Source organism: Vibrio sp. TRT 29B02, assembly GCF_050113655.1.
Lineage (GTDB): Bacteria > Pseudomonadota > Gammaproteobacteria > Enterobacterales > Vibrionaceae > Vibrio.
The window spans coordinates 82894-97548 of the sequence record NZ_JBNJOJ010000017.1 but is presented as its reverse complement, the minus strand read 5'-3'; the positions used below and the strand labels follow the sequence as shown (position 1 = coordinate 97548).

The window sequence follows — 14655 nt, the reverse complement described above, 5'->3', positions numbered from 1 at the left end:
TCTCGCTTCTCGCTTCTCGCTTCTCGCTTCTCGCTTCTCGCTTCTCGCTTCTCGCTTCTCGCTTCTCGCTTCTCGCTACAACATATCTACCGCTTTCGCTACAGCTGCAACGAGTCTCTCGACATCTTCAACTGTGTTGTAGGCGGCAAAAGAAGCGCGAATGGTGCCTTTAACTCCGAGGGCATCCATAAGCGGATGAGCACAGTGATTACCTGCTCTTACCGCGATAGCTTGCTGATCGAGTAGAGTGGCAACGTCTTGATGGTGGACTCCCTCGATAATAAACGAGATCACCGATGAATGGTCTTGGTAGCCGAGGATACGGACATCATCAAGTTGTTGTAACCCTGATTTAGCCAGAGTCACTAAGTGATGAATATGCCCCTCAAGTTTTTGATGATCTAATCCTTGATACCAATCGATGGCGGTGGACAGTGCGATCGCACCTGCTACATTAGGCGTGCCAGCTTCAAATTTACCTGGTAGTTCGCTAAATGTCGTACCTTCAAAAGAGACACGTTCAACCATTTTTCCGCCACCATGCCAAGGTGGCATCGCCTCTAACAGAGCCTGCTTTCCAAATAGCACTCCGATCCCTGCTGGTGCATAGAGCTTATGACCAGAGAAAACGTAAAAGTCGGCACCCAGTTTTGACACATCGACAGACTCATGGACAATTCCCTGAGCACCATCAACCACCACCACAGCTCCTGCTGTGTGAGAGCGCGTGATGATCTCTTCGATTGGTTGTCGAGTCCCTGTTACGTTGGTGATATGAGCCACAGCGACGATTTTGCTCTTAGCGCTTAGCAAAGAATCAAATGCGGAGAGATCCAGTTGACACTGTGCTGTCATGGGAATTTTAACGACTTTGGCGCCAGTCTGTTGTGCCACGATTTGCCAAGGTACTATGTTGGCGTGATGTTCCATCTCACCAACCAGTATTTCATCACCAGGCTTGAGTGTGCTTCGCGCATAAGTTTGAGCGATGAGATTGAGCGCTTCAGTTGCCCCACGAGTCCAGATTATCTCTTTACTGGAGTTCGCTCCGATAAAGCGGGCCACTGTTTCACGAGCACTCTCAAATTGGCTGGTGGCTTGAGCGGTCAAGCTGTGGCTGCCGCGGTGAACGTTGGCATTTTGCTGGCTGTAATAGTGAGAGATGGCGTCTATGACACATTGAGGTTTTTGTGTAGTCGCTGCACTATCTAGATAAACCAGCCTTTGTTGATTGATCTGCTGCTTCAGTGCAGGAAACTGCGCCGCGATTTGCTGGACATCAAACATTACTCTTCACCTAGATTGTGGTACTGCAAGGTAGGCATAGTGACCATTGGTTCTGCGACACTCCATGCGTGTGCTTTACCTGAGAGATTTATGATTACTTCCATCGCGAACTCAAGTGCGGTCCCCGGTCCTTGGCTGGTTAAAAGGTTATGATTGGTATCGTAAGTCACGCGCTTTACACGCCAGTTTTGAGCGGGGATGTGGCTTTCAAAACTAGGGTGGCAAGTCATCAGTGCGTCGGGATAAAGACCATGGTGAGCAAGGACTAAAGCGGGTGCAGCACAAATCGCAGCGACGAGCTTGCCTTCGTACATTTGTTGTCGAACGATTTCAACCAGCACCGTACTGTCACGGAATGTTTCTGCGCCTTGCACTCCGCCTGGCAGGATCACCGCATCAAATTCATCGTCAGCGATATCAACCAACTTGCAATCAGCGGTCAGCGTTACTCCTCGTGATGCTTTCATGGTTAACTGACCATCGAAATCTGCACTCGCAACAATGGTTTCATAGCCAGCCCTGACCATCGTATCGATGATGGTAACGGCTTCCATTTCTTCTGTGCCGGGTGCGATAGGGACGAGGACTTTCTTTGTCATTATTGATTCCAACTTTGTTCTATGTTTTTGATTTCGTCATAGAGAGTACGATTTACTGGTGTAGGGATACCATGACACTGTGCCCTTTCGAGCAAGTATCCTGTGATAAAGTCTATCTCGCTTTGGCGTTTATGAACAATATCCTGATTCATCGACGATAAGTTATTTGCCGTCGCTTGTATCACTTTGAGAACGTTGGCTGCAACTTCCTCTTTGGTGGTTTCTACCCCTTCTGCCGACATGACTTGGGCGACTTCTTCCACCACTGCATCTATGGTTAGTGCAAACTGCGGGTCAGCAAGTCTCCCATTTGGAACTTGATTTATCGCCGATAGGGGATTGATGGCACAGTTAATCGCCAATTTGTTCCACAATGCGCTAAGAATATTTGGATTCCATCTGACTTCCGGCAAGCTGTGTTGAAGCACTTCGGCGAGGAATTCGCAGCGTTTGCCTGCGATATTATATCCGCCTATTTGGGTATTGCCGTGGCCAGTATGGCGGACAGTGCCGTGACTATCTCGAAGCGCACCGTGAGTCGTTGTGGCGATAAGCAGTGGGTTATTTGGCAGCAAGGTCAATATTTTCTCTGCGGTTCCCATCCCGTTGTGCATGAGTACGATCATGGCCTCTCCGGCAATGTGTTGCGCCAAGGAGGCTAAACTCTTTGCTACTTGAGGTGCTTTAAGTGTCACCAGTATGAGATCAGCATTGCTTAGTGAGTCGATGACGTTGTTAGCAAAACGAACGGGAGAATTCTGTTCGAGTTGAATAGACAGCGTTGGGGTCGTTTGTCTGGACCAAACGGAGACCGAGTGTCCGGCGGTATGCAAATGAGACGTCCAAAGAGAGCCAATTGCGCCGGGGCCGAGAACTACAATATTCATCTGTTCGCAAGTTGGTGGGTTTGGCAAAAAGGATAAGGCTATACAGAGAGAAAGCAAATAAAAATGGCACCCTAAGGTGCCATTTATGATTCTTTTACTTATGAGTTCAATTAGAACTTGTAAGTAACTGCTAGGTAGTGACCTACACCTGACGATTCTGCTTTCTGACTTGAGTTCCAAGGAAGACCTTCGTTGTCTGCAAAACCGTAAACATCATTGTATAGTTTTAGACCGTAACCAACCGCAAAGCGGTCAGAGTGCCAGTAGATACCGTTAAACATACCACCACCAGTACTTGATGTAGCGTATTTTTTGTCTGTATCCATACCAAACTGGAAATCGATGTAACCTTGGTAAGAGATGAATGATCCGTTCTCAAAGAAGTAGAAAGGTTTAAACCAGTTAGTCGAGATTTGGTAACCGTTCCAGTCTTTCTTGTTTGAATCGTATGTACCGTATAGGTTCAAGCCTACTTTACCAAACCAAGGCAGTTCTACATCAGAACCTAGACCGATTTTTTGTGTGTTAACACCTGGGCTACCATCAATGCAACCAGTTGCATTGCAGTTGGTTGCGCCGCCGCCACCCCATTCCATGATAGAAGCTACGTAAAGCTCTTTTACAGGACCAAATGATAGGTCTTTGCCTGTTAGGCCATCTAAAGACATACGAGGTGCAAACTTCATAAAGATTTTTTCTGATTTCGCTTTATCGCTACCAGATTCAGAAGTCAGGTTGAAAACATCAACATAGCCGTAAAGGTCGAAGATGCCTGAACGGCCACCAAATTCCATCTCTAGGTAATCGTGAGTTGATTCAGATACACCTTTTTCATTGAATGCACCCATTAGGTTGAACTGCATCCATTTGTAGTCGTTTTTGTGAATGTCGCCGTCTGAATAGTCAGCAGCCATTGCAGGTGCAGACATTGCTGCTACAACACCTAGAGCTAAAAGTGATTTACGCATAGTGGGAACTCTCTATGTTTGTTAATTTCAATATTCGTTCGATATTTACTTAGTTGCACAATCTTAGCTGTGCTTTATGGATGTGAATAATATCGATAAAAATCTCAAAAACCATGTGCAACCGATGTAAAAAAACATAAAACAGGTGATCTACATCTCATTGGCAAGCAAAAAATAACGTTCCAATGGAACTTTCATCCCGTTGCACAAAAAGTGAAACAGGTATCGATTACGCAAGCGTTTACTCTAAATTTAATGTCTATCAACTATTCAACACATTCGGTTAATGATCGCTTTTGCGACCTGTAACGTAACTGTTAATAAAATGGTTGGGAGTGATTTTATATGGCCGAAGTAATGCTTTTCCCTCTAAGTTCAATAGTTCTCCCTGAGGGAAAAATGCGACTAAGAATTTTTGAGTCGAGATATAAACGTTTAGTCTCTCAAGCGATGCGTGCGGATGGCACTTTTGGCATCTGTATGTTTGAAAAGGCGAAAGAGTCTGGTGAAAATGAGCTATCTAAGATTGGGACGCTGGCACAAATCGTCGATTTTGAAGTGCTAGACGCGGGTCTGTTAGGAATCACAGTGACAGGATTAGAAAGATTCGAGATAGATCAGGTGCGTGTTGAATATGATGGTCTTCGCTATGCGAAAGTGACTAAGCTACCCAACTGGCAAGTTGAACAGCTTAGTATCGAGACGGAGTCTGTCGCTCAGCATCTCGCGCAGGTTTATGAGCGTTTCCCCGAAGTGAGCAACTTGTATGACCAAAAGTTTCTGGATGATGCAAGCTGGGTTAGTCAAAGATGGCTTGAGATATTGCCGCTGTCCAAAGGCCAGTTTGATCATCTTGCTGCTGCGCGTGATTGCCGTGAGGCGATACAGTTTTTAAATAAAGCGCTCTTTAGCCAATAGCTCAATGATCTTTCCATGAATTGAAGCGTATATACTGTCTAAGGGCACCGTTTAAGGATATCGAAATGGCCAATTCAGATAGCCAAGCTTTCACCAAAGCAGATTGGGCTGAGTGTATGGAAAAAGTGAAACAGCAGGACAAACATGCGTTTGCATTGGTTTTTAGTCATTTTTCTCCACGTCTCAAGCAATTTGCATTTAGGCATATGGGCAATGAGCAGATTGCCGTAGAAGTCGTTCAAGAAGCGATGACAACCGTATGGCAAAAAAGCGCGTTATTTGATAGCAGTAAGAGTTCGCTTTCTACATGGATTTTTACGATAGCGCGTAACCTTTGTTTTGACATTTTGCGTAAACAGAAAGGTAGGGATGCGCATATACATTCTGAGGACCTTTGGCCTAATGATTATTGTCCGCCAGATATGGTGGAACATTATTCTCCTGAGGCCGAACTACTTAAACAACAGGTGGTTAAATATTTGGATTTGCTGCCGGAATCGCAACGCAAAGTCGTACAGGCAGTTTACTTGGAAGAGTTACCGCATCAGCAAGTCGCAGAGATGTTTGATATTCCCCTTGGAACGGTTAAGTCACGGTTGCGCTTAGCAGTAGAGAAACTTCGAATTTCGATAGAGGCAGATACACTATGAGTTACCATCCAAATGAATCCGTTTTGCAAGCATACGCTCAAGGCACGTTGGATGATGTGAGCGCTTTTACGATAGCCACCCACATCGAAAGTTGTCCACGCTGTCGAAGCCAAGTTAACGGGTTTGAACAGCTATACGGCGAAGAGCTAATGGCGAGCGATATTAGCGTCAAAGATGACTTCGATGCTATGTTCGACAAAATTGTCGCTCTTGAGCAAAACAGTGACCCTATGAGGCTTCCTCGCATGCCGACGTTTGTTGAAGTGAATGGCAAGTCTTTTCGTCTTCCTCTGTCGCTATCGCGTTTTAGAGACCGGATCAGTGATTGGAAGAGCTATGGAGGCAAGGTATTTAGCGCGGCAATAGACATCTCGCCAGATGCTAGAATTAACCTGATGTACATTAGCGAAAATGTGGCTATTCCCCAGCACACTCATAAAGGCACGGAGTCGACCTTGGTTCTTCACGGTAGCTTTAGCGATGAAGATGGGCACTATGGAGTGGGGGACTTCTTGTTCAAAGATGGAACAGTAAAACACAGCCCATACACTAAACAGGGTGAAGATTGTTTGTGTTTGACTGTACTCACACAGCCGATGATATTCACTCAAGGTGTCGCCAGAGTATTCAACTTATTTGGTAAGGGGCTTTATCCCTAGTCAGAAAATTGATGCGAGAAAAAAGGCTTGGTGAGAAACCAAGCCTTTATTTCTATTGTTGTGCTGTGTCCTGTTGATCTGCCTGTTGAGAATCTCTCTGCTGAGCTCTGTTTAACATATCCGTGAAATAATGGCGCAACGAATAGAGCATAATCAAACTCGGTATTACCATCAGTGCCGTCAGGACGAAGAAGGTTGACCAGTCGTTGAGGTAGTCAACCAGTTCTCCCGAGAAAGAGGCGAGTGTTGTTCTACCGAAGTTGCCTAAAGAGGCGAGTAAAGCGTACTGAGTAGCAGAGAACGCTTGACCTGTGACCACTGTCAAGAATGACACAAAGGCAACGGTTGAGAATGCAGAAGTGAAGTTATCGACAACCAAAGTGGCTAAGAATAATTGTTCGCTCGGCCCAACTTTTGCTATCCAAGCAAACATGAGGTTACTTGATGCCATGGCAATACCACCGATCATTAAGCCACGTACGATACCGAACTTCACGTTAACCATACTGCCGATCAAGGTGAACACAATTGTGAGCCCCCAACCAATCAGTTTTGAATAGTAACCAATCTGCTCGTTAGTAAAGCCTACTTCTTTATAGAAGGTAATCGACATTCGACCTAAGAAAGCTTCTCCAATCTTAAAGAGGAAAACAAACAGTAGTAGGGTGATTGCGACTCTAAATCCGTTACTTCTGAAGAAATCGAGGAAAGGTTCAACGACAGTGACCGTGATCCACGCGACGATACGGTTACCAACGACTTTGCTGTGACGTTGTTCGGCTTGTGCTTGCAACGCGTCACGTTGAGTTTTGGGCTCACCAACTAAGAGCGTGAAAATCATTAGTAGGACGACAATCGCCGCCATTCCATAGTAAACCCCATTCCAGCCAATAGAGTCAGCGTTGATAAAAGCTAAGTAACCTGGCACCGAATAGCCCGTCCACCAACCGATAACCGCCATCGCTGACGCTTGTGGCAATTTAGAGGGCTCTGATTTAGGGAATGTATCGATACGAAAGGCATCAATGGCGATGTCCTGAGTTGCCGACGAGATAGCGATACCCAGAGCAAGCATTGAAGTGAGCATTAGGTTTTGTGATGGGTCGACACCGGCTATTAATAGGGTACAAACTAGCACAATTGACTGACAAACAAAGACCCAACTTCTTCGTTGTCCGAGCATTGCATGTAGAAGAGGAATACGGACTCGGTCAACGAGTGGTGCCCACAGGAAATTAATGGCGTAAACGGCAAATACGCTGCCAAAGTAGCCTATTGCTGCACGTGTGAGTCCGGCGTCTTTTAACCAACCTGACATATTAGAACCGATCAGAACCCAAGGAAATCCGCTCGAACAGCCAAGCATAAATACCCACATTAGGCGCTTGTCCATATAACTGCGAATCGTCTCTAGCCAAGACATAGAAGGAGAGTCTGAAGACATACACAAATCCTTGTTTGAGCGTTTGGTCAGCAAGAAAACAGAAGGCTCTAACAAAGTAGAGCCTAATATAATTATTTGATGAGTGTGGCTTTGGTGATAATGATGGGTTCTACTGGTACATCGCGGTAGCGCCCTTTGGTTGTAGTGGGCTTGCTCGCCATAGTTTGGATCACGTCAAAGCCTTGTGTCACTTTGCCAAATACAGCGTAACCAGGTGGGCGTTGATCATAATCCAAGAAACCATTGTCTTTATAATTGATAAAAAACTGTCGAGTCGCTGAATCCGGGTTATTAGTACGTGCCATGGCAATGGTCGCACTATCATTTTTAAGCCCGTTATACGCTTCGTTTTTGATAGGAGCGTATGTCGGTAGGGGGTTCATATTCTCATCAAAACCTCCTCCCTGAGCCATAAAGCCAGGAATGACTCGATGGAACTGAGAACCGACGTAGCTGCCATCGTTGACATACTTAATAAAGTTAGCAACGGTAATCGGTGCTTTGTTTTCATTTAGCTCGACTGTAAAAGAGCCTAGGTTTGTTTCAAACTCTACCTTCGGACCCGCTAGCGCAAGTGAACTGACTAATGCGAGTGAGGCAAATGCCATTTTCAACATTAGAAACGCTCCTGCATGTAATTCTGAAGTTCACGGTCGTTGGCCACTTCTTGAAGAACTAAGTTGATGACGTCATTAAGAACAACTTCAATTTCTTCGTTAGAAGCACTGAGCGCCCCGGTGCGCTTCGCTGTACCAGTGTAGGTCTTAACCAGTTTACCTTGTGGCGTTTCAGCCGTGATTTCAATGACTACCTTACCATCCATCTGGTTTTCCATCACAGTGTGCTGAACGGACACTAAGGCTTCTTGAACTTCGACTTCAATTGAGTTTTCACTATTGACGGTAGTGCGGAAACCTTGTGACTGGAACTGCTCCAATAGCGCATTTTCAATTGAGATACGTACGTTTTGTTTAGAATGAATCGGTTCAATATTTGAACGACCGCTATCGACAAGAGCAACGTATTGTGCAGAACGCACGTCTTTACTGGTTAGCGTAAATGCCGCATCTTGAACAAGATCGCTGTTGCTAAGGACAGCCTTAGGCATAAAATTAATTTGCTCTTGCTGCGGAGCTGAACACGCAGTAAGTAGTGCCATTGACGCGACTAGAACCAGTTTTCTCATTGTAATTTCCTTTCTTTGTAACTCTGCGAGCTTATACAAACGTAAACAGATAATAGAGGACTATTTAGTCGCTTGTAAAATAACAAATTTCTTATTGGCAGCGACCACTTTGACGTTTGACTTACCAAATAGCCTAGATAGCTTTCCATCGTAGCCGAGGTGACGGTTACCGATAACTAATAATTGCCCACCAACAGTAAGAATTTGCTTTGCATCACAGAACATCTGCCATGCAATATGATCGGTGATAGCTTGCTGCTGATGAAATGGGGGATTACACATGACCATATCCACATCGCTCGCCGTCATTCCATCTAAACAGTTATTCGCAACGCACTCTATTTCTCTATCACTACCAAGATTGGTTAGGAGGTTGTGTCGAGCCGACTCGACCGCCATAAAGCTCTCATCAACACAGGTTAATTTAATTTGTGGGTTTAGTTGTCCCATTTTTACGGAAAGGACACCGTTACCGCAACCTAGATCGACCACATGTTTAAGATTTTGGTTTGTTGGTAAATGCTCAAGCATAAAGCGAGCGCCCAAATCTAAGCTTTCTCCTGAATAGACATTTGGCAGATTGTTTAGCGTAATGTTCTCTTTTTCTACTGACCATTGAGTATTGGCAGAGACTTGGGTGGCATTAGCACTATTTGCTGAACTAAAGACTAGACGGTGTTTTTTCCAAGCAAGTGAGGTTTTTGTTTCACCCAGATGTTTTTCAAAAAGCTTAAGTGTCGAGGAGTGGATCTCTTTTGCTTTGTTGACCGCAATAACAGGAATTGTCTCGTTCAGTGTTTGACGCAACTGACTGAGTTGCCAAATTAGGTGCCTATTGCTTTTGGGTAACTGAAGCAAAACCAAATCTACATCGGCTGGTACTTCATCCATAGTTGTTATGAAGTCGACGCTAGGGCACTGATTGTGTTGTATGTTTGCAAGAGTACCTTGCTGAGAAATAAACGAGTCACTCATCATAGTGATACGATGTTTGTCACTAAACCAGCAACTGAGTGCTCCAAAGTTGTCGTTGACGATTAAGATATGCTGGTTGGGCTCGAGTCCCATATCTTCAACATGGTTGATTAGGTATTCGTCTCCCGCATCCCATGCCTGAAGAGTTTCGTTGTTTCTCTTTGGGTATCGGAATAAAGAAAGGGTTCGCTCATGCAGTGAAAGCTCAGTAATCATAATAGCAACGCAAGGTTATCGGTCATTGGGGGAATTGTCGCAAAACGCTGCGGTTGTGAAAACTAAAACCTTTAGCTTTCCGCTTAAGGCGACTATTATCTAGCCCATTATGTTGTTTAGTCTGATGGTAAAGTGCAATGCTGCAGGAAATAATAGAAAGCAAACTTACAGATACATTTGAACCTAGCTACCTAAGTGTTGTGAACGAGAGCTATATGCACAATGTGCCAGCCGGTTCAGAAAGCCACTTTAAAGTGGTGATTGTGAGTGAGAAGTTTGAGGGATTAAGGCTGATTGCTCGCCATCGACAAGTGAACCAAACACTGGCTGAGGAACTGGCAAACCACATACATGCGTTATCGATGCACACCTACACAGAGCACGAATGGCAGCAACACAATCAAATCGCGCCGGACAGTCCTATGTGTATGGGTGGTGACAAATAACTGCTGAAAAAGGGTAGCATGGCTGCCCTTTTTAGTTAGTCCCAAAGAGGTATTGTTAACAACATAGAAACAAATAAATACAGTGGTTAGTTTTAAATAAGAATGTTTCACGATGTGAATATGTAGTGCCATTACTCTTTTTATGGCTATTTCTGTTTGTGCGATGGCTCAAACTTATGACTATTCCTTAGCCTTTTAAACTCAATTCCTTCGAAATATGTACCTTATTCCCTGCATTGGTCATGGCATCAACTTCCCAAAAGATGCTAGACTATCGCACCTGATAAATCTCGCCGATTTCTTGTGACGAGATTATTAATAGGATGTTGCGATTTTGGTGTTTAAAACAGCGCCGAAACCGGACACTAGTGTCGTGTCTAAAAGTTACGCAATCAAAGAATCTTTTTCCCGATAAAAGTAGTGCAAGTGCGTATGATTACAATAAAGAAGGGTTTGGACCTGCCTATCGCAGGAACTCCTACCCAGGTGATTAATGATGGTAAGACCATCAAAAAAGTCGCCTTGCTTGGCGAAGAGTACGTCGGCATGCGTCCTACTATGCATGTCCGCGTAGGCGATGAAGTAAAGAAAGCTCAAGTTCTTTTTGAAGATAAGAAGAATCCGGGAGTGAAATTTACTTCACCAGCAGCTGGTAAAGTGATCGAGGTTAACCGTGGCGCTAAGCGTGTACTTCAGTCTGTTGTGATTGAAGTTGCAGGCGAAGAGCAGGTGACATTCGATAAGTTTGAAGCTGACCAACTAGCAGGTCTTGACCGTGAAGCGGTTAAAACTCAGCTTGTTGATTCAGGTCTTTGGACTGCTTTACGTACTCGTCCGTTCAGCAAGGTACCTGCAATCGAATCTTCTACGAAGGCTATTTTCGTAACTGCTATGGATACCAATCCATTGGCGGCTCAGCCTGAGTTGATCATCAATGAACAACAAGAAGCATTTGTTGCTGGTTTAGATGTGCTTTCAACACTGACTGATGGCAAGGTTTACGTATGTAAATCTGGTACAAGTCTTCCTCGTTCTTCTCAATCTAATGTTGAAGAGCATGTATTTGATGGCCCTCACCCAGCTGGTCTGGCTGGCACCCACATGCATTTCCTATACCCAGTAAATGCAGAAAATGTGGCGTGGAGTATCAACTACCAAGACGTTATTGCGTTTGGTAAGTTGTTCCTAACTGGTGAACTTTACACTGACCGTGTTATTTCTCTGGCTGGCCCAGTGGTAAATAACCCTCGTCTAGTTCGTACGTCTATTGGCGCAAGCCTTGAAGACATTACAGATAGCGAGTTAATGCCAGGTGAAGTTCGTGTGATTTCTGGTTCAGTACTTACAGGTACTCATGCAACTGGTCCTCACGCTTACCTTGGTCGTTACCACGTACAGGTTTCTGTATTACGTGAAGGCCGTGAAAAAGAACTGTTCGGTTGGGCTACGCCTGGTAAGAATAAGTTCTCGGTTACTCGCTCGTTCCTAGGTCACATCTTCAAAGGTCAGTTGTTTAATATGACAACGACGACGAATGGTAGTGATCGTTCAATGGTTCCAATTGGCAACTACGAACGCGTAATGCCTCTTGATATGGAGCCAACTCTGCTACTTCGTGATCTTTGTGCAGGTGATACTGACAGTGCTATTGCACTGGGTGCTCTTGAACTAGACGAAGAAGACTTAGCATTGTGTACCTTTGTGTGTCCTGGTAAATACGAGTACGGTGCGTTACTTCGTGAATGCCTAGATATCATTGAGAAGGAAGGGTAATTTTTCATGGGTCTTAAAAAGTTTATTGAAGACATCGAGCATCACTTTGAACCAGGTGGTAAACATGAGAAGTGGTTTGCGCTTTACGAAGCAGCAGCGACTCTGTTCTACACGCCAGGTCTAGTGACGAAAAAAAGCTCGCACGTTCGTGACAGCGTTGACCTAAAACGCATCATGATCATGGTTTGGTTCGCGGTATTCCCAGCAATGTTCTGGGGTATGTACAACGCGGGTGGCCAAGCTATCGCAGCACTAAATCACATGTACGCTGGTGATCAGCTAGCAGCAGTTGTTGCTGGTAACTGGCACTACTGGCTAACGGAAATGCTAGGTGGCACATTGGCCGCTGATGCTGGCGTTGGCAGTAAGATGATTCTTGGTGCAACTTACTTCCTACCTATCTATGCAACGGTATTTATCGTTGGTGGCTTCTGGGAAGTACTGTTCTGTATGGTGCGTAAGCATGAAGTTAACGAAGGTTTCTTTGTTACTTCTATTCTATTTGCACTTATCGTTCCACCAACATTACCTCTATGGCAAGCTGCACTAGGTATTACCTTCGGTGTTGTTGTTGCTAAAGAGATCTTTGGTGGTACAGGTCGTAACTTCCTTAACCCAGCACTTGCTGGCCGTGCGTTCCTGTTCTTCGCCTACCCTGCGCAAATCTCAGGTGACGTAGTATGGACTGCAGCTGATGGCTTCTCCGGTGCAACTGCACTAAGCCAATGGGCACAAGGTGGTAACGGCGCTCTAGTTAATGCAGTAACAGGTGCTCCAATTACTTGGATGGATGCTTTCATCGGTAACATCCCAGGTTCAATTGGTGAAGTATCAACACTAGCACTTATGATCGGTGCAGCGATGATCGTTTACATGAGAATTGCTTCATGGCGCATCATTGCGGGTGTAATGATTGGTATGATTGCAACAGCAACTCTGTTCAATGTAATCGGTTCTGATACTAACCCAATGTTCAACATGCCATGGCACTGGCACCTAGTTCTAGGTGGTTTTGCATTCGGTATGTTCTTTATGGCAACCGACCCAGTATCGGCTTCATTTACTAACAAAGGTAAATGGTGGTACGGCGCATTGATCGGCGCGATGTGTGTAATGATTCGTGTAGTTAACCCTGCATACCCAGAAGGTATGATGCTGGCGATTCTATTTGCGAACTTGTTTGCACCTCTGTTCGACCATGTAGTTATCGAGAAGAACATCAAGCGGAGACAAGCACGCTATGGCAAGTAATAACGACAGCATTAAAAAGACGCTGGGTGTTGTTATCGGGTTGAGCCTTGTTTGTTCAATCATCGTATCAACAGCAGCCGTGGGTCTACGCGACAAGCAAAAAGCTAACGCTGTACTAGATAAGCAAACTAAGATCGTTGAAGTTGCAGGCATTGAAGCGCAAGGTAAAAAAATACCTGAGCTGTTTGCTGAGTTCATCGAGCCGCGCCTAGTTAACTTTGAAACAGGTGAGTTTGTTGATGGCGACGCTGCGACTTACGATCAACGTAAAGCAGCGAAAGATCCAGCAGAGTCGATTAAGCTTTCAGCTCAAGACGACAAAGCTAAGATCTTACGTCGTGCTAACACAGGTGTTGTTTACCTAGTTAAAGATGGCAACGCAGTATCTAAGGTTATTTTACCTGTTCACGGTAACGGCCTGTGGTCAATGATGTATGCATTTGTTGCTGTTGAAACTGACGGTAACACCGTATCAGGTATCACATACTACGAGCAGGGTGAAACTCCTGGACTAGGTGGTGAAGTTGAAAACCCATCTTGGCGTGCTCAATTCGTAGGCAAGAAGTTGTTTGATGACAACCACAAGCCAGCGATTAAAGTGGTTAAAGGTGGTGCACCAGCAGGTTCTGAGCACGGTGTCGATGGCCTATCAGGTGCAACACTAACTAGTAACGGTGTTCAACACACATTTGACTTCTGGTTAGGCGACATGGGCTTTGGTCCATTCCTAGCAAAAGTTCGTGACGGAGGTCTGAACTAATGTCTAGTGCACAAAACATTAAAAAGAGCATTCTAGCGCCTGTATTGGATAACAACCCAATCGCGCTTCAGGTTCTCGGTGTTTGTTCTGCTCTTGCAGTAACAACTAAGCTAGAGACTGCATTTGTTATGACACTAGCGGTAACCTTCGTAACTGCTCTGTCTAACTTCTGTGTATCTCTAATCCGTAACCACATTCCTAACAGCGTACGTATCATCGTTCAGATGGCGATCATCGCATCATTAGTAATCGTGGTAGACCAAGTGCTAAAAGCTTACCTATACGATATCTCTAAACAGCTATCTGTATTCGTAGGTCTGATTATCACTAACTGTATCGTAATGGGTCGTGCTGAAGCATTCGCAATGAAGTCTGCTCCAGTTCCATCACTGATCGATGGTATTGGTAACGGTCTTGGTTACGGTTTCGTTCTTATCACTGTTGGTTTCTTCCGTGAACTGTTTGGCTCTGGCAAACTGTTCGGTATGGAAGTACTTCCTCTAGTGAGCAATGGTGGTTGGTACCAGCCAAACGGTCTGATGCTATTAGCACCATCTGCATTCTTCCTAATCGGCTTTATGATTTGGGCGATTCGTATACTCAAGCCTGAACAAGTAGAAGCGAAGGAGTAAGGAC

Annotated in this window: 16 protein-coding genes; 8 read left to right on the top strand and 8 right to left on the bottom strand. The window is 45.0% G+C overall.

Annotated features, from left to right (window positions below; genetic code table 11):
- Window positions 1–75: 75 nt before the first annotated feature.
- The 4 genes from csdA to ACQEXT_RS12235 form a co-directional block, all read right to left on the bottom strand.
- Complete coding sequence (gene csdA, locus ACQEXT_RS12250; protein ID WP_426952262.1) at window positions 76–1287, bottom strand: cysteine desulfurase CsdA; 1212 nt, start codon at window positions 1285–1287, stop codon at window positions 76–78.
- On the bottom strand, window positions 1287–1886 hold the full coding sequence (locus tag ACQEXT_RS12245; protein ID WP_331418440.1) for a DJ-1 family glyoxalase III: 600 nt from the start codon (window positions 1884–1886) through the stop codon (window positions 1287–1289). The genes csdA and ACQEXT_RS12245 overlap by 1 nt, the downstream gene beginning before the upstream one ends.
- A complete protein-coding gene (gene panE, locus ACQEXT_RS12240) occupies window positions 1886–2773 on the bottom strand; it encodes a 2-dehydropantoate 2-reductase (RefSeq protein ID WP_426952261.1) in 888 nt (295 codons plus the stop codon). The genes ACQEXT_RS12245 and panE overlap by 1 nt, the downstream gene beginning before the upstream one ends.
- Before the next feature lie 110 nt (window positions 2774–2883).
- Window positions 2884–3741 carry an outer membrane protein OmpK gene (locus ACQEXT_RS12235; RefSeq protein ID WP_426952260.1) on the bottom strand — a complete coding sequence of 286 codons (858 nt, stop codon included), beginning with the start codon at window positions 3739–3741 and terminating at the stop codon, window positions 2884–2886.
- A gap of 345 nt (window positions 3742–4086) precedes the next feature.
- Here ACQEXT_RS12235 and ACQEXT_RS12230 point away from each other — a divergent pair, with 345 nt between their 5' ends.
- The 3 genes from ACQEXT_RS12230 (at window position 4087) to ACQEXT_RS12220 (ending at window position 5968) form a co-directional block, all read left to right on the top strand.
- Window positions 4087–4659 carry an LON peptidase substrate-binding domain-containing protein gene (locus ACQEXT_RS12230; protein ID WP_138973499.1) on the top strand — a complete coding sequence of 191 codons (573 nt, stop codon included), beginning with the start codon at window positions 4087–4089 and terminating at the stop codon, window positions 4657–4659.
- A 65-nt stretch (window positions 4660–4724) separates the two neighbouring features.
- Window positions 4725–5309, top strand: coding sequence for a sigma-70 family RNA polymerase sigma factor (locus tag ACQEXT_RS12225; RefSeq protein WP_331416154.1), 585 nt, complete (start codon window positions 4725–4727; stop codon window positions 5307–5309).
- Window positions 5306–5968 (top strand): ChrR family anti-sigma-E factor, encoded by a 663-nt coding sequence (locus tag ACQEXT_RS12220; RefSeq protein ID WP_426952258.1) that lies wholly within the window; start codon window positions 5306–5308, stop codon window positions 5966–5968. The genes ACQEXT_RS12225 and ACQEXT_RS12220 overlap by 4 nt, the downstream gene beginning before the upstream one ends.
- A 52-nt stretch (window positions 5969–6020) precedes the next feature.
- On the opposite strand, the gene ACQEXT_RS12215 is transcribed toward ACQEXT_RS12220, so the two are convergent.
- From ACQEXT_RS12215 to ACQEXT_RS12200, 4 genes are all read right to left on the bottom strand, one after another.
- Entirely contained in the window at window positions 6021–7412 is a 1392-nt protein-coding gene (locus tag ACQEXT_RS12215) for an AmpG family muropeptide MFS transporter (RefSeq protein ID WP_331416152.1), read from the bottom strand.
- 71 nt (window positions 7413–7483) lie between these two features.
- Window positions 7484–8029 (bottom strand): peptidylprolyl isomerase, encoded by a 546-nt coding sequence (locus ACQEXT_RS12210; RefSeq protein ID WP_426952257.1) that lies wholly within the window; start codon window positions 8027–8029, stop codon window positions 7484–7486.
- The gene (locus ACQEXT_RS12205) at window positions 8029–8598 is read right to left on the bottom strand and encodes a YajG family lipoprotein (protein ID WP_426952255.1); all 570 of its coding nucleotides are present in this window, start codon (window positions 8596–8598) and stop codon (window positions 8029–8031) included. Before ACQEXT_RS12205 ends, ACQEXT_RS12210 begins: the two co-directional genes overlap by 1 nt.
- A 60-nt stretch (window positions 8599–8658) precedes the next feature.
- Window positions 8659–9789 (bottom strand): methyltransferase, encoded by a 1131-nt coding sequence (locus ACQEXT_RS12200; RefSeq protein WP_426952254.1) that lies wholly within the window; start codon window positions 9787–9789, stop codon window positions 8659–8661.
- A gap of 137 nt (window positions 9790–9926) precedes the next feature.
- Here ACQEXT_RS12200 and bolA point away from each other — a divergent pair, with 137 nt between their 5' ends.
- From bolA to ACQEXT_RS12175, 5 genes are all read left to right on the top strand, one after another.
- Window positions 9927–10235: a transcriptional regulator BolA gene (bolA, locus tag ACQEXT_RS12195; protein WP_426952252.1), complete on the top strand. Its 309-nt coding sequence runs from the start codon at window positions 9927–9929 to the stop codon at window positions 10233–10235.
- A gap of 432 nt (window positions 10236–10667) precedes the next feature.
- A complete protein-coding gene (locus tag ACQEXT_RS12190) occupies window positions 10668–12008 on the top strand; it encodes a Na(+)-translocating NADH-quinone reductase subunit A (RefSeq protein WP_426952263.1) in 1341 nt (446 codons plus the stop codon).
- A 6-nt stretch (window positions 12009–12014) separates the two neighbouring features.
- Window positions 12015–13259 (top strand): NADH:ubiquinone reductase (Na(+)-transporting) subunit B, encoded by a 1245-nt coding sequence (locus ACQEXT_RS12185; protein ID WP_426952251.1) that lies wholly within the window; start codon window positions 12015–12017, stop codon window positions 13257–13259.
- Window positions 13249–14019: a Na(+)-translocating NADH-quinone reductase subunit C gene (locus ACQEXT_RS12180; protein WP_426952250.1), complete on the top strand. Its 771-nt coding sequence runs from the start codon at window positions 13249–13251 to the stop codon at window positions 14017–14019. The genes ACQEXT_RS12185 and ACQEXT_RS12180 overlap by 11 nt, the downstream gene beginning before the upstream one ends.
- A complete protein-coding gene (locus ACQEXT_RS12175; protein WP_426952249.1) occupies window positions 14019–14651 on the top strand; it encodes an NADH:ubiquinone reductase (Na(+)-transporting) subunit D in 633 nt (210 codons plus the stop codon). Before ACQEXT_RS12180 ends, ACQEXT_RS12175 begins: the two co-directional genes overlap by 1 nt.
- Window positions 14652–14655 lie beyond the last annotated feature (4 nt).